A 14,580-nucleotide genomic window follows, 5' to 3' on the forward strand; every position below is an offset into this window, starting at 1 on the left:
GTCGCATCCGATCCTTGTTCAGAATCTCGCATGCGATGAAAAAGCAAAACCGTCCACGATGGTCGTTCCATTCGAGTTGGATGGCGATCAGGGTGGGACTTGAGGCGGGAGCATCCGTTTGAACAGTTGACGTTCGGTTGCACAAACGGGCTGGTCTTATGGTAGCAGAATGAATCCAACATGATGTCGCCCACAACGCCCCGCATTCACCATTGCAGGGGAAGACCGAGGATTTGAAGGCATTGTTTCCCGATCACGAACCAACGAACCCCGGCAATGGTGTCGACTATCGAGACTACGGAAAACGCCAGAACTATGTGGCGATGATGTATGCGGTCGATCGTGGCGTTTCGCGACTGCAAGATGCTTTGAAGGATCCCAACCAAGACGGCGATTCAAGTGATTCCGTCGCGGAGGATACGCTGATTGTTTTCCTAAGCGACAACAGCGGCAAAATCTTGCAGGCGGGCAACAACGCTCCGTTGAAAGATGACAATGGGTCCACGCACGAAGGAGGGATTCGAGTGCCGATGCTGATGGTTTGGCCGGGCGTCTTGGAAGCGGGGACAGTGTTTCCGCATCCCGTCACAGCCTTGGATTTCTATCCAAAGTTCGCGGCGTTGTCGGACGCTTCGGTTCCAAACGGAAAGAAGTTGGATGGCAAGGACGTTTGGGCGGATTTGAGAACCGGCAACAATCCGCATGCCAGCGACACGCTGTTTTGGCTACGTCACTATGGTGGCGGCAATGAAGTCGCGATCCGAAACGGTGATTTGAAAGCGTACCGAAAGCAGTTTGGGAAATGGCAGGTTTTTGACGTCAAGGAAGACGTGGCCGAGAACAATGACTTGGCAAAGGAAAACCGTGAGTTTTTGATGCAGCGGGTCGGCGAGGGAGCCGACTGGAGCAAGTCGCTTGTGCCGCCGGAGTGGCATGATACCGCAGCGGGACGAGCGAGCTGGGTTGAAAACGAAATGCCACGCTACGAGCGGACGTTCGAGCTGCGCCGATGACGCAGAACAGTCGAGCTCAACTGTTCTGCGTGTTGGTTCGAACTCAGGTGGACGTTCGTGGAACGTGATCAGATGAGTTTGGTTTTGCCTGGGATGGCAAAGCTTGGCTCGGGGCGACTGCCGTCCCATTGCAAGTCTTTCGGGAACAGATCCAGTTCTGATTCGTTGGCGACGAAATCCCAGGTCACTTTCTTGCCGGTGTAAGCGGCCATGCGGCCCATGACGGCGGTCAGCGAACTGTTCGCGGTTTCGAGCAATTCGACGATGGGTTCGCCGGTGCGAATCGAGTCGATCAAGTCCTTGTGCTCTTGGCGATAAGCGTCCGCGATGCTGCCTTCTAGCTTCAGTGTTTCTTTGCCGCTGCGATCCAGGAACGTCGATCCGCTGCTGCCGGCGCCGATGACGGCGAAGCCCTTGGTTCCGCGAACGGTGCTGCCGTTTTCTGCGGTGGAGCCGGGGATTTGTCGGCACATGAATGAAACGGGACGTTCGTCGGCGTACATGTAATCGATCGACATGCTGTCCCACATTTCGCTGTCATCGGGACGGGTGAATCGCCCGCCCGAGCCATATGCACTGACAGGCGGTCCTTGCATTACCCAGTTCATCAAGTCGATGTTGTGAACGGCTTGCTCAGCGATTTGATCGCCTGACAACCAGATGAAGTGCATCCAGTTGTTGAGTTGGTACTGGGTGTCGCTGACGCCTTCGGCTCGGTTCTTGTACCAGATGCCTTGGCTGCAATAACGCGAGGTCATGCCGATGACGTCACCGATCTCACCGTCATGGATTCGTTGAACAGCTTCCATGTAGTTCGATTGGCGACGGTACTGGGTACCGGTCACGATGGCGGTGCCATTCTTCTTGGCTTCTTCGTGAGCGGCGACGCAGATTCGGTAGCCTGCGGGATCGACGCAGGAAGGTTTTTCAGCAAAGACGTGCTTACCAGCCGCAACCGCTTCGGCGATGTGAAAGGGACGGAAGGCGGGTGAAGTCGTCAAGAAAACGACTTCCACTTCAGGATCTTCCAAGACCGCTTTGTAGCCGTCCAGGCCAGAGTGAATGCGATCGTCAGCGACATTGATCTTGTCGCCGTGACGACGAGTCATGCCTTTGCGAAGACGTTCTGCATTGCCTTGATCCAAGTCGGCGATCGTGACCAATTCGATGTTGTCGTTGATCGAGAACGAATCGTTGACCGCACCGGTACCTCGTCCGCCCGCGCCGACGATTCCGATTTTGATCTTGCGATTGGGATCGGACGAAGCCGCATGGGTGTGAACCATTTGGTTGGCACCGACCGTTGCTGCAATCGCTGCGGTGGCGGATGCACCACGACGCAAAACTTCGCGACGGCTGGTGGTCGGTTGATCAGAAGTGGGGCGGTCTAGCTTGGCATTCATATCAGGCTCACTCGGAAACGATCAAAGGAAAATCGCGGGATCGCAATTTGGAAGGACGAAGAAAGAGTTGGGGAAGTCAGACCGCGGTCTGACTGGCGGGAATAAAACGATTGGGAATAGGACGAGGCCACAGATCTTCTTCGGGAGCAAATCAAGCGGTTCTCGTGACCTCGTCCATCCCATCCGATCGGCCCAACGAGTGGGCTTCACGAAGTTCGGGCTGCAAAAGCAGTGGTTTGTCAAAAACGTCAGGTGCCGACAGTTTCGTTGGTTTGGAGTTCGACGGTCTTGCCAGTCCGAAAGGACTCATCCGCCGCCGCAACGATCTTCATTGAGTTGACAGCATCCTGGAGGTGCGCGGTTAGATCGTTGTCTTCTTGGATCGCGTCGAGGAAGAACTGTTGCTCGCGATGGCAAAGGCCGTCGTGGTCTGGTTCGTCTTCGAGGTGAATCCATTCGTCATCGCGTGCGAATGTGCCTTCGGCGTCGAGCTTGCCGTGGTGCAGACGAATCGATTCGGTTTTTGTGTGGGCGTCCACATTGTCGCTCTGCCCTTTGGATGACGCTTCTTCCGCAACGATGGAGGCTGCACCATTTGGGCCCACGACATCTTTCACGAAGAATGCCGTTTCGCTCATCATCGGGCCCCAGCCGGCTTCGTACCAACCGACCGAGCCATCTTCAAACGTGACCTGCAATTGCCCGTAGTTGACCATGCCTTCGGGCAGTTCATCCGTCAGACGAGCACCAATACCTGAGACTCGTACGGGACGCGAACCGGTCATTTGGCACATCACGTCCACGTAGTGAACGCCACAATCGACGATTGGAGATACGGTCGACATCAATCGTTTGTGTGTTTCCCAGGTTGCACCGGAGGACGATTGATTGAGGTTCATTCGCATCACCAATGGTTTGCCCAACGTCTGAGCGATCTCGATGAAACGGTTCCAACTCGGATGGTGCCGGAGGATGTAACCGACCACCACTTTTCGATTGGTCGCGAGCGCTGACGCAACGATCTCTTCAGCAGCTTCCACGGAATCAGCGAGCGGTTTTTCGACGAAGACGTGGCAACCGGCTTTCAATGCCGTCGTCACGAATCGTGCATGGGTGTCTGGCCAAGTGGAAACACAAACCGCGTCGGGCTGGGTCGCTTCCAGTGCCTCGTCGAAGTCTTGGTAAGTCGGGTAGTCGCTACCGAGTTCTTGGTTCAGCTTGGCACCGGACTCTTTCGACCGGGTGCAAATCCCAACGATTTCAAAGCCGTCGATGGCTTGGTACGCCAACGCGTGGGAGCGTCCCATGTTGCCGGCGCCGACGCAGAGAATGCGGACGCGGTTGGTGGTGTTCGTTCCGGATGCGGTCATTAAACGGTTTCTCCGTAGGTGGACTGCGAAAGACACTCGGCAGCCGCGTCATCGAGCAAGTACTGCACGTCGCGATGGGTTTGCAAGAAGGAAGCCGGAATGGTGGAGGTCATCCGACCCTCAATGGCTCGTTGGACGATATCGGCTTTGTGTTCGCCAAAAGCTAGCAGGCGAATGCGGCGCGATTGCAAAATCGAATCGACGCCCATCGTGATCGCGAGCAAAGGCACATGTTCCATGCCACCGAAATCTTTGACGGCGTCCAAACGGGTCAGGTTGTCGAGTTTGACCAAACGAGTTCGCGTGTCCTTCGTGGCTCCGGGTTCGTTGAATCCGATGTGACCGGTACGTCCGATTCCTAACAGTTGCAGATCGATGCCGCCTGTCGACGCGATCAATTCATCGTAGTCACGGCAGTATCCGGGAACCGCTTCCAGTTCAATGGTTCCCTTTGGGATATGAACGTTGGCACGAACGATGTCGATGTGATCGAACAAATGCTCGTTCATGAACCGAACGTAGCTTTGTGCCGCGTCGGGTTTGATTGGGAAGTATTCGTCGAGGTTGAAGGTGACGACGTTGTGGAACGACAGCCCTTCTTCGCGGTGCATTCGCACCAATTCGCGATAGACGCGGATGGGAGTGGACCCGGTGGCCAATCCCAAGACACAGTTTCGATGTTCGGCGGCACGATGACGAATCAGCGAACCGATTTCTCTCGCGACGCGTTTGCTGGCTTCACCCGCATCAGCCAAACGCAGGACTGATAATCCCGACGTGTGTTTGCTGGGATGATTGAACGGTGCGGGGCTTTCCAATGTACTACTCATGAGTGGGTCGCTTGCAAGGCAGAGTCGATAGAAAGGGATGATTTGTCATTGGGAAACAGCGTGGCAAGTAGGTCATCGCTTGGGTGCCCATGCCCGCGATGTTGCACGAACGCTTCCGCGGCTTGTGTTCCGATATCGGTGCCCCGTGACCGGCTGTGCTCTCGCATCGCCGTCAGGTATTCGTCGATGCCGTTGTGGGATCGCAACCATTCCAGTTGGCTTTTGTGGTGGGCCAACATTTGTGTCTTTGTTTCGAGCTGGTCGCTGATGTCGATGAACGTGGTCGGTGTGATCGCATTGCCCATGCGGTCTTCGCCATCGTGCCCATCGGTGTAATACAAATACGGCACCTGGGATCCTTCGATGACAGGTTCTTCCGATGCGTTTGGGGCTGCGTAGACGAAACTGGCTGCTCTTCCCAGTTGACCTGTGATTTCGTGATCCGCGTGGTAGTCCGACATCGGCATCGTGATCACCAATGTGGGCGCGATGCGTCGAAAGAGATCAATCGACTTTTGAAGCGACACGCGGTCGTAGACAAGCCGACCATCGGGTTCACCAAGCGTGTGAAATGTTGCTCCGATGGATTCGGCGGCGTTGACGCCTTCAGCGAATCGAATGCGAGCGGTTTCTTCTGGTCCCTCGCTCATCGACCCGCAGTCGCCCGCGGTGACCGAGGTGATGTGCACTTCCCAGCCGGACTCTTGCAAGCGAACCAAAGTGCCACCGCAAGAGATCTCCGCATCATCGGGGTGGGCCATGAACGCGAGCGCCACTTTTCGATTGAGGACGGAGGAGCGGTGTGGCATGGCGGAGTGACTCTCGGTTGGGGGATGCGATTTGTCGTGGATCATTCTGCAGAGTTACGGATAGCGTTTCTCCACGAGAATTGCCCTTTTGTGGTACTTTGTTTGCGCGTCGAACGGGATGATTATGAAACTATGCGCATTTTTCAGGGAAGTAATACTGTTTGTGCGCATCCAGCTACGATGCTAGTGATGAGTCGATTGACGTCGCGAAGCCATGTGGCGCGACGGTGATCACCTGGTCCAAGCTGCGTCCCACACACACACGAAGCGATTTTTGATTGCATGAAAGCCTCTTACGAAAAGCTGGTTCCCGATGATGGGCAATCGTTCCGTTGCTTCAACCGAGCGTCGTTGCAATCTCCGGTGAAATGGCATCGCCATCCGGAGGTTGAACTGACCTACATACCGTCGGGAGTCGGTTCGCGAATGGTGGGTGATCACCTTGGCAGCTACACGGACCATGACTTGGTACTGCTCGGTTCAGAGTTGCCTCATACGTGGGCGTCCGATGAGTACCGTGGCCAGGTCTACGACCTGCATTCCGCGATGGTGTTGCAATTTCATCCTGACTTCTTAGGGCCAGACTTCTTTCGACTCAATGAGATGGTTGATGTCCATCACCTGCTTCATCGCGCCAGTCGTGGGTTGTGGTTTCCGGCGAGCATGGCTCAAACGGTCGGCAACCAATTGATCGAGTTGGAACAGCTGCGTGGTGCGAGTCGTCTCGTCGCCTTGCTATCGATTCTCGATCAACTTGCCAGTTGTTCTGAAGCGGAACCGTTGGCGTCGCATCTTTATCGAGCCAGTTACAACGAAGAGGTTGAGACTCGCATTCAAGTGATATGCGACCACATCACGCACCATCTCACCGATCCGGATCTCACGCACAGCGAACTGGCGGAGCTAGCGGACATGAACGCGTCCGCCTTCAGTCGTTTCTTCAAGCAGTCGACCGGCAGAACCGTGTCCGCTTACATCAACGAACTAAGAATCGGATTCGCTTGCCGGTTGCTGACCGACACCGACGATTCAATCTTGTCGATCAGTCAGCAATCGGGCTACCAGAACTTGTCGAACTTCAATCGGCGTTTTCAACAACATCGAAAGATGACGCCTCGCGAGTACCGCAACCGAGTCCGGATCGCCGTTTGAACCGTCTGCGTCAATCGCTGGAATTGTTCTCTGAGATCGATTTCGTCAGCTTGACCTTCATCTTCAGTGCCTTGCGACGCCATTTGGCGGCCTCCTGTTGATCGCCCGCTTTGACGAAGGCATCGGAGACGACCATGAATGCCTCGGACAAAATCTTTGGATCTTGCGGGTCCTCGGCGGCTTGAATCTGTCGCACGAATTCATCGATTTTCTCGCGGACTTCCGGCAATGCACAAATTCGTTCTCCTTCTCGCGTTGAGCAACCGAAGACAACTCCGGCGAGTTTGTCATAGTCGCCAAGTAGGTCGGTGCCTTTGGGAACCAATCGAACCTCGAAGGATTGTTCCACTTCTCCGGAAACTTCCAATCGAAAACCTCGGCGCCCGAGCACAATTGGGATCTCAAAGCGATCATCATGGACATGGACGTTCCACTTCCCCGTTGGCAAACGTAGTGTTGAAATTCCGTCGTCGCCGGTGATATCGACGAACGTTGAAGGGAAGAGAGGGTGCGATCGCTGCTCTTGGAAGTAAGCGAGCAAGTCTGGTGTGTCAAAATAGTCTTCGCTGCGAGTCAAAGGACGCCCGTATACTTGCGACCCCCAGTTCTTCCATTTGACATTTGGGTAGGTGCTCACCTTGATAGCATCGATCGGAGTGTCGTCTAGATCGACCATGCTAATGCGACACGAGTGCAACGGTTCCATCTCCAAGGTGATCGAGTTCGTAAAAGGCGGTTCGGTGACAACCGGATGTCCAAAGTTGCTGTTCAACCGATCCGCTGATTGTGGAGATCGAACGCGGTGTGATTCCGTGAGCCCAATGATCTGAATGGGTTCGTTTTTTGGCCACGCTTCGATATGAAAGTTGCCTTCCGCATCGATTGGGGCCCAGGTCGACCACGTCAATCGATCGCGAGCGGACTTTGGAGGAACCGTCTTGGCCAGAATTCGTCCCTCGTTGACGGGGCGAGGAACGCTTGCTTCAAGCTCACCGGAGATTGACACTGCTGGTTGAAGAGGAACGTCCATTGAATCGTTCAGACCAGGAGCCAGCGTGACTTGAAAAACTTCGCTGAAGTGTGTCGCTTTCCCATTGAGTATGCGAACAAGCAGGAAGTCACATTCAGCTGGGTACAACTGGTCGACACATACTTGGCCGTCACGAACATCACTGTGGAAGCTGTTGCTCCATGATCCAACGTCGGAGCGAACGACCCGGATTTGATCGAGACGGAAGTCGTCTGAATCTTCGATTGTTGGCCGGAAGCCTATGCTCGCTGCCGGTTTCATCTCGACGGGGAACACGTCGTCTGGTGGGACGTCGATATGGACGGAATCTTCCAAGCAAAATGAGTCGTGACGCACACGCACCGAGACTTGCAAAGTCCGCGTGTTTTCGCTGGCGTCTCGGTAGAACGGATATGCAACGATTGCGATTCCATCCCGGTTGGTAGCAACCGTTGTTGGCTTCATTTTGGATTGATCTTCACCGTCGGCTCGCCAGACGCCATGACCTTGAGAAGATCGAAGTGCCCACGGCGTTACCTCCGCACCATCAATGGGATCGCCTTTGTCATTTGTCACCTTCAGTTCAAACGTTAGCGTCGCTTGCTCGCCGACGATTTGGAACAGATCGTCGTCGGCCGAAAGTGAGTGACGACCGGTCGCCGCGAACAACACGATGACGAGGGGCAGCAAAAGTCTCATGGCAAGTTGTCCTTGAGGTTCACGAGTGCACGCGTCAATCGACGCCAGACGCGTCCCTGTATTGTATGGGAGCTTCCGGCGCGATGGCGATTTCTCCACGCTCAAACGAAATCTTTCTGCAGCCACTTCCAAGCCAGGTGTTGCATTCGTGGCAAGTGAAAAGGGCCCTTCCAGAGGTTGCCCTTGAGTTCACTGCTGATGCTGCCATCGCGGTGCAAGTACCCGAACCATTCGCCGTGGTGAGCGTCGGGGAAGTGGGAGTAAGCCCACTCGTGAGCCAAGCGGTGCCAGCTGGCATACTTCTCGTCCCCTGTTAGCAGGTGAGCAAGCAAGGTCGCGAGAATGGTTTCGTTCTGCGGCCACCAAAATTTCATGTCGTGCCAGTATTCTTGGACCGGCAATCCATGCACGTCAACAAAGTAGAGGATGCCTCCGTGCTTCTGATCCCAGCCTCGATGCCACATCCAATCGAGCATTTGGCATCCGGTTTGGATCAGAGACTGGTCTTTGCGAAGGTGCCCCTCCCACAGGATGAACCAGGCTCCTTCGATGGCGTGTCCAGGGTTGAGTGTGCGGCCGTCAAAGTGGTCCAGGATCTCACCGTTGAGGCCAACCGTTTCCATCACACATTCAATGTTCGGCTTCAAATGAAATTCGCGAATATTGGTGATGCATCGATCGATCCAGTCATTGGCGGTTTCGAGATCGATTGACTGACGCAGTTCTTGAGCGGTGGCGATCGTCATCATCGGGAAACCGATGCCGCGGGTTGGACGAGTGCCGGTGTATTTCGAGCTGGCTTCTTCGCTGTTCAGATTGTGATCGACGAACCGCTGGAACGTTTCGTTGGCACGCTCGCGGTAATTAGCTTCGCCGGTTGCCATGGCGAGCTCGCCGTACGCAATCGCCGCGAAACACTCGGAGTAGGCGTAACGTCGTTTTCGGATCGGTCGACCATCTTGGGTGACGTGGAACCACATGCGGCCATCGGTTGGATCAAAGCAATGCTGATCCAGAAACGCCGCACCTTGGATGGCGATCCGCAGCCAATCTTCACGTGGTTCGACGTTGTTGTAGAGTTCGCCAAGCAGCCACGTGCCACGGCCTTGTTGCCAAACACCTTTGTCGGTGTCGATCACGGTTCCGTCGCGATTCAGCGAAGTGAGGAACCCACCGTGCTCATGGTCAACGGCGTGCGTCAGCCAAAACGGAAGTGTGTCGTTGAGAAGTCCGTCTCGATACACATCGACTAGTTCTCGCCGCCTCGTGGGATTCACCGCTCAGGACTCCGCTTTGTTCAGTGTGTGGATCGTCAATCCTTCCAACGAATCGCTGGGGCGAGAGCTGATCAAACTGGCCAAATATCCCGAGCAAACGCAACTCACAATGCCACACGTCGTGTAGAGGTACCCGTTGACGGCGGTGTATCGCCAAAGACCAAACATCGTCGCAGCGCCGAACGCGGCCCCGACCATGGCCCCACTCGAGTTGGCTCGCGTGGTCAGTCCACCGAGTAGAAACAGCCCGCCGAGGACTCCCATGAACAGACCGATCACGACAATGAACGTGTCAAACAGCGACTTGATGCCGGGATCGACAAAGACCAACCCGAACAGTGTTCCTAGCACTCCAATCAGAAACGTTAGTGTCCGAGCGGCGAACAGGTAGCCTCGTTCGTTCCGGCACAAACTCAGCGGTCGAAAGAAGTCGGTGACCAGCGCCGTCGCCGTTGAATTCATGCTGGTCGAGACAGTTGATTGGGCTGCCGCGAAAACTCCGGCGACGATCAGGCCAGCCAATCCAATTGGCATCTCACGCGCAATGAACAGCGGGAAGACTTGATCGGTCGTGATCGAGGGCGATAGTCGCTCGGGATGGGAATGGTAGAAACCGTGCAGTGCCGTTCCAATCCCAAAGAACAGCAACGTCGCTGGGATCGTTAAGAAGGCGTTCGTCCAAATCGAACGAGCCGCCAGTGACTGCGACGCCGTGGTCATGTAACGCTGAACAACGGCTTGGTCGGCGGTGTAAGAAGACAGGTTTTGACCAATTGCACCAACGACGATCACCCACAACGCGATCTGGGCATGCGTGGGGCTGAGGTGAAGGTTGGCGATCCGCAATTTGTCAGCATCAATCGCGTGCGACCAACTTCCTCCAAAGCCACCGTCGGTTCCGGTGATCAACAAGAGAATTGCGAGGAAGGCTCCGCCAAGCAGCACGACGGTTTGGATTGTGTCGGTCCAAATGACCGCTTCGATCCCACCGAGCGTGCTGTACGCAATGCTGAGTCCACCCATCAACAACACCGACTGCTGCGGTGTCAGCGGCGTCGCAACCGACAACGCCAATCCGGTCAGCGACATCACCACCGCCATGCGGAAGACATGGAACAGTGAAAAACTGAGGCTGCCGAACCAACGCACCGACCGGTTGAAACGCTTTTCGAGGTATTCGTAAGCACTGGTGGCGTCGATGCGACGGAAGAATGGCATCGCGACATAAACGGCAACGATCGCGACCAGAGGAATCGTGAAGTTGCCAATCGAGTACGTCCAGTCTTGCGCGTAGGCCTTCGACGGAATGCCAGTGAACGTCACCGAACTGAGCATCGTTGCGAAGATGCTGCATCCGGCGGCCCACCACGGAATTTGGCTGCCGCCGCGAAAGTAGTCATCGGTCGTTCGGTTTCGACGAGCGAAGTAGACGCCGATGCCGACCATCGATAGCAAATAGCCAAAAAGAACGAGGTAGTTCAGCGTTCCAAAGCTGCGATCAGGTTCGGCGAGGGTGATTTGGTACACAGACGGCGTTCGCACCCGCGGGCGTATCTCGCCCGAAGCGACAACGATCGAATCGTTCCAGTGAACCGCGGTGGTCGTCACCTGATTCGCGGGGCTGGTGCCGGTCTCGGTCCAAGTGTCCGTGATTGTGTGATAAGCGAACGTCTTCTTTGGAAAGCCAGGGTGATCATCCTTCAATTCATCGGCTTGGCCGAACAGGCTTCCGTCGTCGCCGCCCAACACGACGATGTGACTCTGGCCGATGTGCGTCGCCGTCCCCGCCATCACGCTTTGTGGAGCATCAGCCTTCTGCTGCCAAGTGTTGGTGCTGGGCCGATAAGCCCAATTGTCGGTCAGGAACTCGACTTCTTCGTCTGTTTGCCTTCGACCACTGATGACGTACAGACACGTTTCGTATCCGTCGTGCTGAGCCGCCGTCACGTGCAGTGCTCGCGGTGGGCCAGGGCAATTGGCCAACGCAGTCCATTTCAACTGAGTCGGATCATCGGACTGGCCGAGATTCAGTGCCCAGAGCTTCGAGGTCGCGGTGGACAACTCAGTGGCGCTCTGACCGCCGATGATGTAAACAACATTCCCGATGATTTGAGCGGACGCGTGCGCACATGATTCGGTCAAAGGAGGGAACGAAACTCGCCCAATCTTTTGCGTCGAAGCGTCCCACTGCAATAAATAGACGTCGCGGAACGTCTCATCGGAATCATTGCCACCCAGGCACAACAGTCCGTGATGAATGGACTGAGTCGGCGAAATCGAAACGGAAGCACCATATGCGACAGGACGCGGAAGCTTCTCTGCGTTGATCCACTGGAAACTGTCTTCATCGGAGTCACCTTCGGTCGGTTCACCGGTGCGTGCCAACACATAGATCGAGTCATGCCAGGCTTTTTCCGATTCCCAAACTGGTTTCGGGAAATTCGCTCCGCCAGCAACGATCAAAGCGTCATTGTCGACTCCTACGAAAGGCCCAGCCACTCCGAGCGAGTCGGGAATCGACGGAAGGTCGTTCCATCTAAACCATTGGTTCGCGTTGGTTTGAGCTTCGGCAGTCTTGCTGGCAAGGGCAGCCAAGACTATCGCGATGCACACGCCCAATCCGATGCGATGTGTGGTGCCGATCCAACGACGTTGGCAACTCGATGGCAGTGAGTTAAAGGCGATCATGCGTCGCTTGGCGCTGGCAAGTCACCACTCCATTCGAAGAAACCAATCGCCTTCAAGGATTCACGCAGCGAGTCCGTTTGCGATTGGGTGAGCGACTCCAGTGGCAATCGGCACGGGCCAACGTCCAGACCCTGCATCGTCAAGATCGCCTTCATCGCAGGATGGAACGGGTAACGGCCGATGGTGCAGATCATCTCAATGGATTTGGATTGCCACTGGCGAGCCGTTTCCAATTGTCCGCTTGCGAGTGCCAACGTCATCTGCCGATAGATGCTTGCAGCGAGGTTGTACGTGCTTCCAATTGCCGCTCGAGCTCCAGTAGCGGTCGCTCCCAACAGCATCTCATCGCAGCCCCAGACGACATCGAACTTGCGATTGGATAGTTCCAAACATCGTTGAAATTCGAACAGCTTTGTGTCCGTGTATTTCAGTCCAACCAATGTTGGAACGGCCTTGTCCGCGCGAGTGAGAAAGTCGACCATGTCGATGTTGGATCCGGTCAACATCGGAATGTGGTAGTAGTAAAATGGCGTCTCCGGCGCAGCGGATGCCAAGTCTCGCATGCAGTGTGTCAGTGATTCCGAACTGGAGACTTTGAAATAGGACGGACAAGTCGCGGAGATCGCATCGGCGCCGATCTGTTGGGCGTGACTGGCCAGGTCCTGTGCTTCACGCAAACTGTTGTGTCCCACTTGCACGATCACCGGAGCTCGTCCTGCGGTCGCGCTGACGTAGGCGGCGGCCACCGACTTCCGTTCCTGGGTGGTGAGTGACATTCCCTCGCCGGTGCTGCCGCAGACGTACAGCCCGGAGACACCGTCACTAAGCAGCTTCTCTACCATGCCGGGGACAACGTCGAGATTCAGGTCGCCGTTTTGCTTCATCGGAGTGTAAGTCGCGGCGATCAAGCCTGACAACTTTCTGCCTGACATCCGCTGCATCAACAAAGATTCATCGACCATCAGTTTGTCTCCTTGTCGTCGGATGATGATGGGCTGACTGAGGCGAATGATTCCAATTCGTCCAGCCCGATCGCGGTGAAGCTGATCGCCTTGTACCCATCGCGTTCAAACAGCACTCCGATGCGATCGTTTTGCAAGCGAGTCAGGCACGAATAGGCGAAACCCTCGCGGTAGATGGTGACTTCGTTTGGCCACGACACGCCTTCGTCATAACTGAGCCGAAGCACGCCGTTTTCGCGTTTGGTTTCAGATGCGGGGTTGGAGAAAACGATTCGGCTCTTTCCTTCCGATGGCCAGGAGTAGCGAAGAATCGCGGCTTGGCAGGTGGGGTCAATCAGCGCTTCATCGATCCTAAGCGGCGACCATGATTGTCCGCCGTCGTTGCTGATCGCGATCTTTCGATTCTTGGTCGATCCTTTGCCTTGGGTTCGTGCGTTCAGCATCACACGGCCATCGGACAGTTCAACCATTTGGACCTCGTTGCCGTGTCCTTTGCCATCGCCCGGCGCCACGTCGCCGATATGCCAAGTCGTACCGTGGTCGTCGCTGTAGGCCGCGTAGACTCTCCAGTTGTTGAACGGGCCTTGGTTCATCGGCATGAGTATCCGGCCCTTCTTCGGCCCATGATTCAAAACGATTCCAATGCCTGGACCGGCAGCCACACTCGTCACGATTAATTCGCGTTTGACTTGCTCCGAGACGTCGCGTGGGTCGGACCAACTCTGCCCATCGTCGTCGCTGGTTTGAATGAAGGTGAAGTACGAATCTGGTCCGTAGCCGTCGGAAGCTTTGTGCTCACCAAGTTTGCTCCGTTGGTACATCAACAACACTCGACCTGATTCTAGCACCACTGCTTGCGGGTTGTTGAGCGAAAGTTGGCCTTGTTCGTTGAGAATGACGACGTCGCTCCAGGTCGATCCATTGTCGGTTGATCGCTTCATGATCAGGTCATTCTCGGAGTGATCTCCGCCCTGACGTCCTTCCGCGAAAGCGAGCAGCGTGCCTTGGTGAGTGGTGACGATTGATGGGATTCGAATCGCCGGATAGCCATCCTGGTTGGGGACAAAGACATCAACGATTTCGCGGCCGTCGATGGTTTTCGATTCAGCATGGCCGACATTGGCTGCCATCGCGACGGTCATTCCAAACGTGAACGCTGATCGCCAAATTCGCGATGAGAATTTGGGGCGTGATACCGGTTGCAATTGGATGGATGGAGAGTGACCAAGGCGATGGTGGCACACAACGAGCTCCGTTGAAGCGAAAGGAGGGAGAGGCAGGCGGGACAGTGATTGGTCCGCGGGGCGGGACCGGCTTTATAGCATGCGGGCGACCTCCAAGGTGGCTTTGCCTCCCCGGTGACCTGCG

The 14,580-nt window shown here is 55.6% G+C and carries 11 protein-coding genes; 2 read left to right on the forward strand and 9 right to left on the reverse strand.

The window, feature by feature from the left end:
* The first annotated feature begins 173 nt into the window (after nucleotides 1-173).
* Nucleotides 174-1,013: a sulfatase-like hydrolase/transferase gene (locus tag CEE69_RS17305; protein WP_099261877.1), complete on the forward strand. Its 840-nt coding sequence runs from the start codon at nucleotides 174-176 to the stop codon at nucleotides 1,011-1,013.
* A gap of 68 nt (nucleotides 1,014-1,081) precedes the next feature.
* On the opposite strand, the gene CEE69_RS17310 is transcribed toward CEE69_RS17305, so the two are convergent.
* The 4 genes from CEE69_RS17310 to CEE69_RS17325 all read right to left on the reverse strand — a co-directional run bounded on the left by CEE69_RS17310 (nucleotide 1,082) and on the right by CEE69_RS17325 (nucleotide 5,425).
* Nucleotides 1,082-2,416 (reverse strand): Gfo/Idh/MocA family protein, encoded by a 1,335-nt coding sequence (locus CEE69_RS17310; RefSeq protein ID WP_099261878.1) that lies wholly within the window; start codon nucleotides 2,414-2,416, stop codon nucleotides 1,082-1,084.
* A 248-nt stretch (nucleotides 2,417-2,664) separates the two neighbouring features.
* A complete protein-coding gene (locus tag CEE69_RS17315; protein ID WP_099261879.1) occupies nucleotides 2,665-3,786 on the reverse strand; it encodes a Gfo/Idh/MocA family protein in 1,122 nt (373 codons plus the stop codon).
* A complete protein-coding gene (nagB, locus tag CEE69_RS17320; RefSeq protein WP_233215330.1) occupies nucleotides 3,786-4,616 on the reverse strand; it encodes a glucosamine-6-phosphate deaminase in 831 nt (276 codons plus the stop codon). The genes CEE69_RS17315 and nagB overlap by 1 nt, the downstream gene beginning before the upstream one ends.
* Nucleotides 4,613-5,425 carry a PIG-L deacetylase family protein gene (locus CEE69_RS17325; RefSeq protein ID WP_099261973.1) on the reverse strand — a complete coding sequence of 271 codons (813 nt, stop codon included), beginning with the start codon at nucleotides 5,423-5,425 and terminating at the stop codon, nucleotides 4,613-4,615. Before CEE69_RS17325 ends, nagB begins: the two co-directional genes overlap by 4 nt.
* A 282-nt stretch (nucleotides 5,426-5,707) precedes the next feature.
* On the opposite strand from CEE69_RS17325, the gene CEE69_RS17330 reads away from it, so the two are divergent.
* On the forward strand, nucleotides 5,708-6,577 hold the full coding sequence (locus CEE69_RS17330; RefSeq protein WP_099261881.1) for an AraC family transcriptional regulator: 870 nt from the start codon (nucleotides 5,708-5,710) through the stop codon (nucleotides 6,575-6,577).
* A 10-nt stretch (nucleotides 6,578-6,587) separates the two neighbouring features.
* Here CEE69_RS17330 and CEE69_RS17335 read toward each other — a convergent pair whose 3' ends face one another.
* The 5 genes from CEE69_RS17335 to CEE69_RS17355 form a co-directional block, all read right to left on the reverse strand.
* Nucleotides 6,588-8,285, reverse strand: a complete 1,698-nt coding sequence (locus CEE69_RS17335) for a hypothetical protein (RefSeq protein ID WP_099261882.1) — start codon at nucleotides 8,283-8,285, stop codon at nucleotides 6,588-6,590.
* A 101-nt stretch (nucleotides 8,286-8,386) separates the two neighbouring features.
* Nucleotides 8,387-9,562 (reverse strand): AGE family epimerase/isomerase, encoded by a 1,176-nt coding sequence (locus CEE69_RS17340; protein WP_099261883.1) that lies wholly within the window; start codon nucleotides 9,560-9,562, stop codon nucleotides 8,387-8,389.
* Between the two features lie 3 nt (nucleotides 9,563-9,565).
* Nucleotides 9,566-12,250 (reverse strand): sodium:solute symporter family transporter, encoded by a 2,685-nt coding sequence (locus CEE69_RS17345; RefSeq protein WP_099261884.1) that lies wholly within the window; start codon nucleotides 12,248-12,250, stop codon nucleotides 9,566-9,568.
* Entirely contained in the window at nucleotides 12,247-13,212 is a 966-nt protein-coding gene (locus CEE69_RS17350; RefSeq protein WP_099261885.1) for a dihydrodipicolinate synthase family protein, read from the reverse strand. The genes CEE69_RS17345 and CEE69_RS17350 overlap by 4 nt, the downstream gene beginning before the upstream one ends.
* Nucleotides 13,212-14,342, reverse strand: a complete 1,131-nt coding sequence (locus tag CEE69_RS17355) for a sialidase family protein (protein ID WP_199169898.1) — start codon at nucleotides 14,340-14,342, stop codon at nucleotides 13,212-13,214. The genes CEE69_RS17350 and CEE69_RS17355 overlap by 1 nt, the downstream gene beginning before the upstream one ends.
* Nucleotides 14,343-14,580: the final 238 nt, after the last annotated feature.

This window comes from Rhodopirellula bahusiensis (genome assembly GCF_002727185.1).
Classification (GTDB): Bacteria; Planctomycetota; Planctomycetia; order Pirellulales; family Pirellulaceae; genus Rhodopirellula; species Rhodopirellula bahusiensis.

Bases quoted from the DNA above. Each gene is read 5' to 3' on its own strand.
- CEE69_RS17315 (WP_099261879.1), bottom strand. From the start codon at position 3,786: ATGACCGCATCCGGAACGAACACCACCAACCGCGTCCGCATTCTCTGC.
- CEE69_RS17310 (WP_099261878.1), bottom strand. From the start codon at position 2,416: ATGAATGCCAAGCTAGACCGCCCCACTTCTGATCAACCGACCACCAGC.
- CEE69_RS17345 (WP_099261884.1), bottom strand. From the start codon at position 12,250: ATGATCGCCTTTAACTCACTGCCATCGAGTTGCCAACGTCGTTGGATC.
- CEE69_RS17330 (WP_099261881.1), top strand. From the start codon at position 5,708: ATGAAAGCCTCTTACGAAAAGCTGGTTCCCGATGATGGGCAATCGTTC.
- CEE69_RS17335 (WP_099261882.1), bottom strand. From the start codon at position 8,285: ATGAGACTTTTGCTGCCCCTCGTCATCGTGTTGTTCGCGGCGACCGGT.
- CEE69_RS17350 (WP_099261885.1), bottom strand. From the start codon at position 13,212: ATGGTCGATGAATCTTTGTTGATGCAGCGGATGTCAGGCAGAAAGTTG.
- CEE69_RS17325 (WP_099261973.1), bottom strand. From the start codon at position 5,425: ATGCCACACCGCTCCTCCGTCCTCAATCGAAAAGTGGCGCTCGCGTTC.
- nagB (WP_233215330.1), bottom strand. From the start codon at position 4,616: ATGAGTAGTACATTGGAAAGCCCCGCACCGTTCAATCATCCCAGCAAA.
- CEE69_RS17355 (WP_199169898.1), bottom strand. From the start codon at position 14,342: ATGGCAGCCAATGTCGGCCATGCTGAATCGAAAACCATCGACGGCCGC.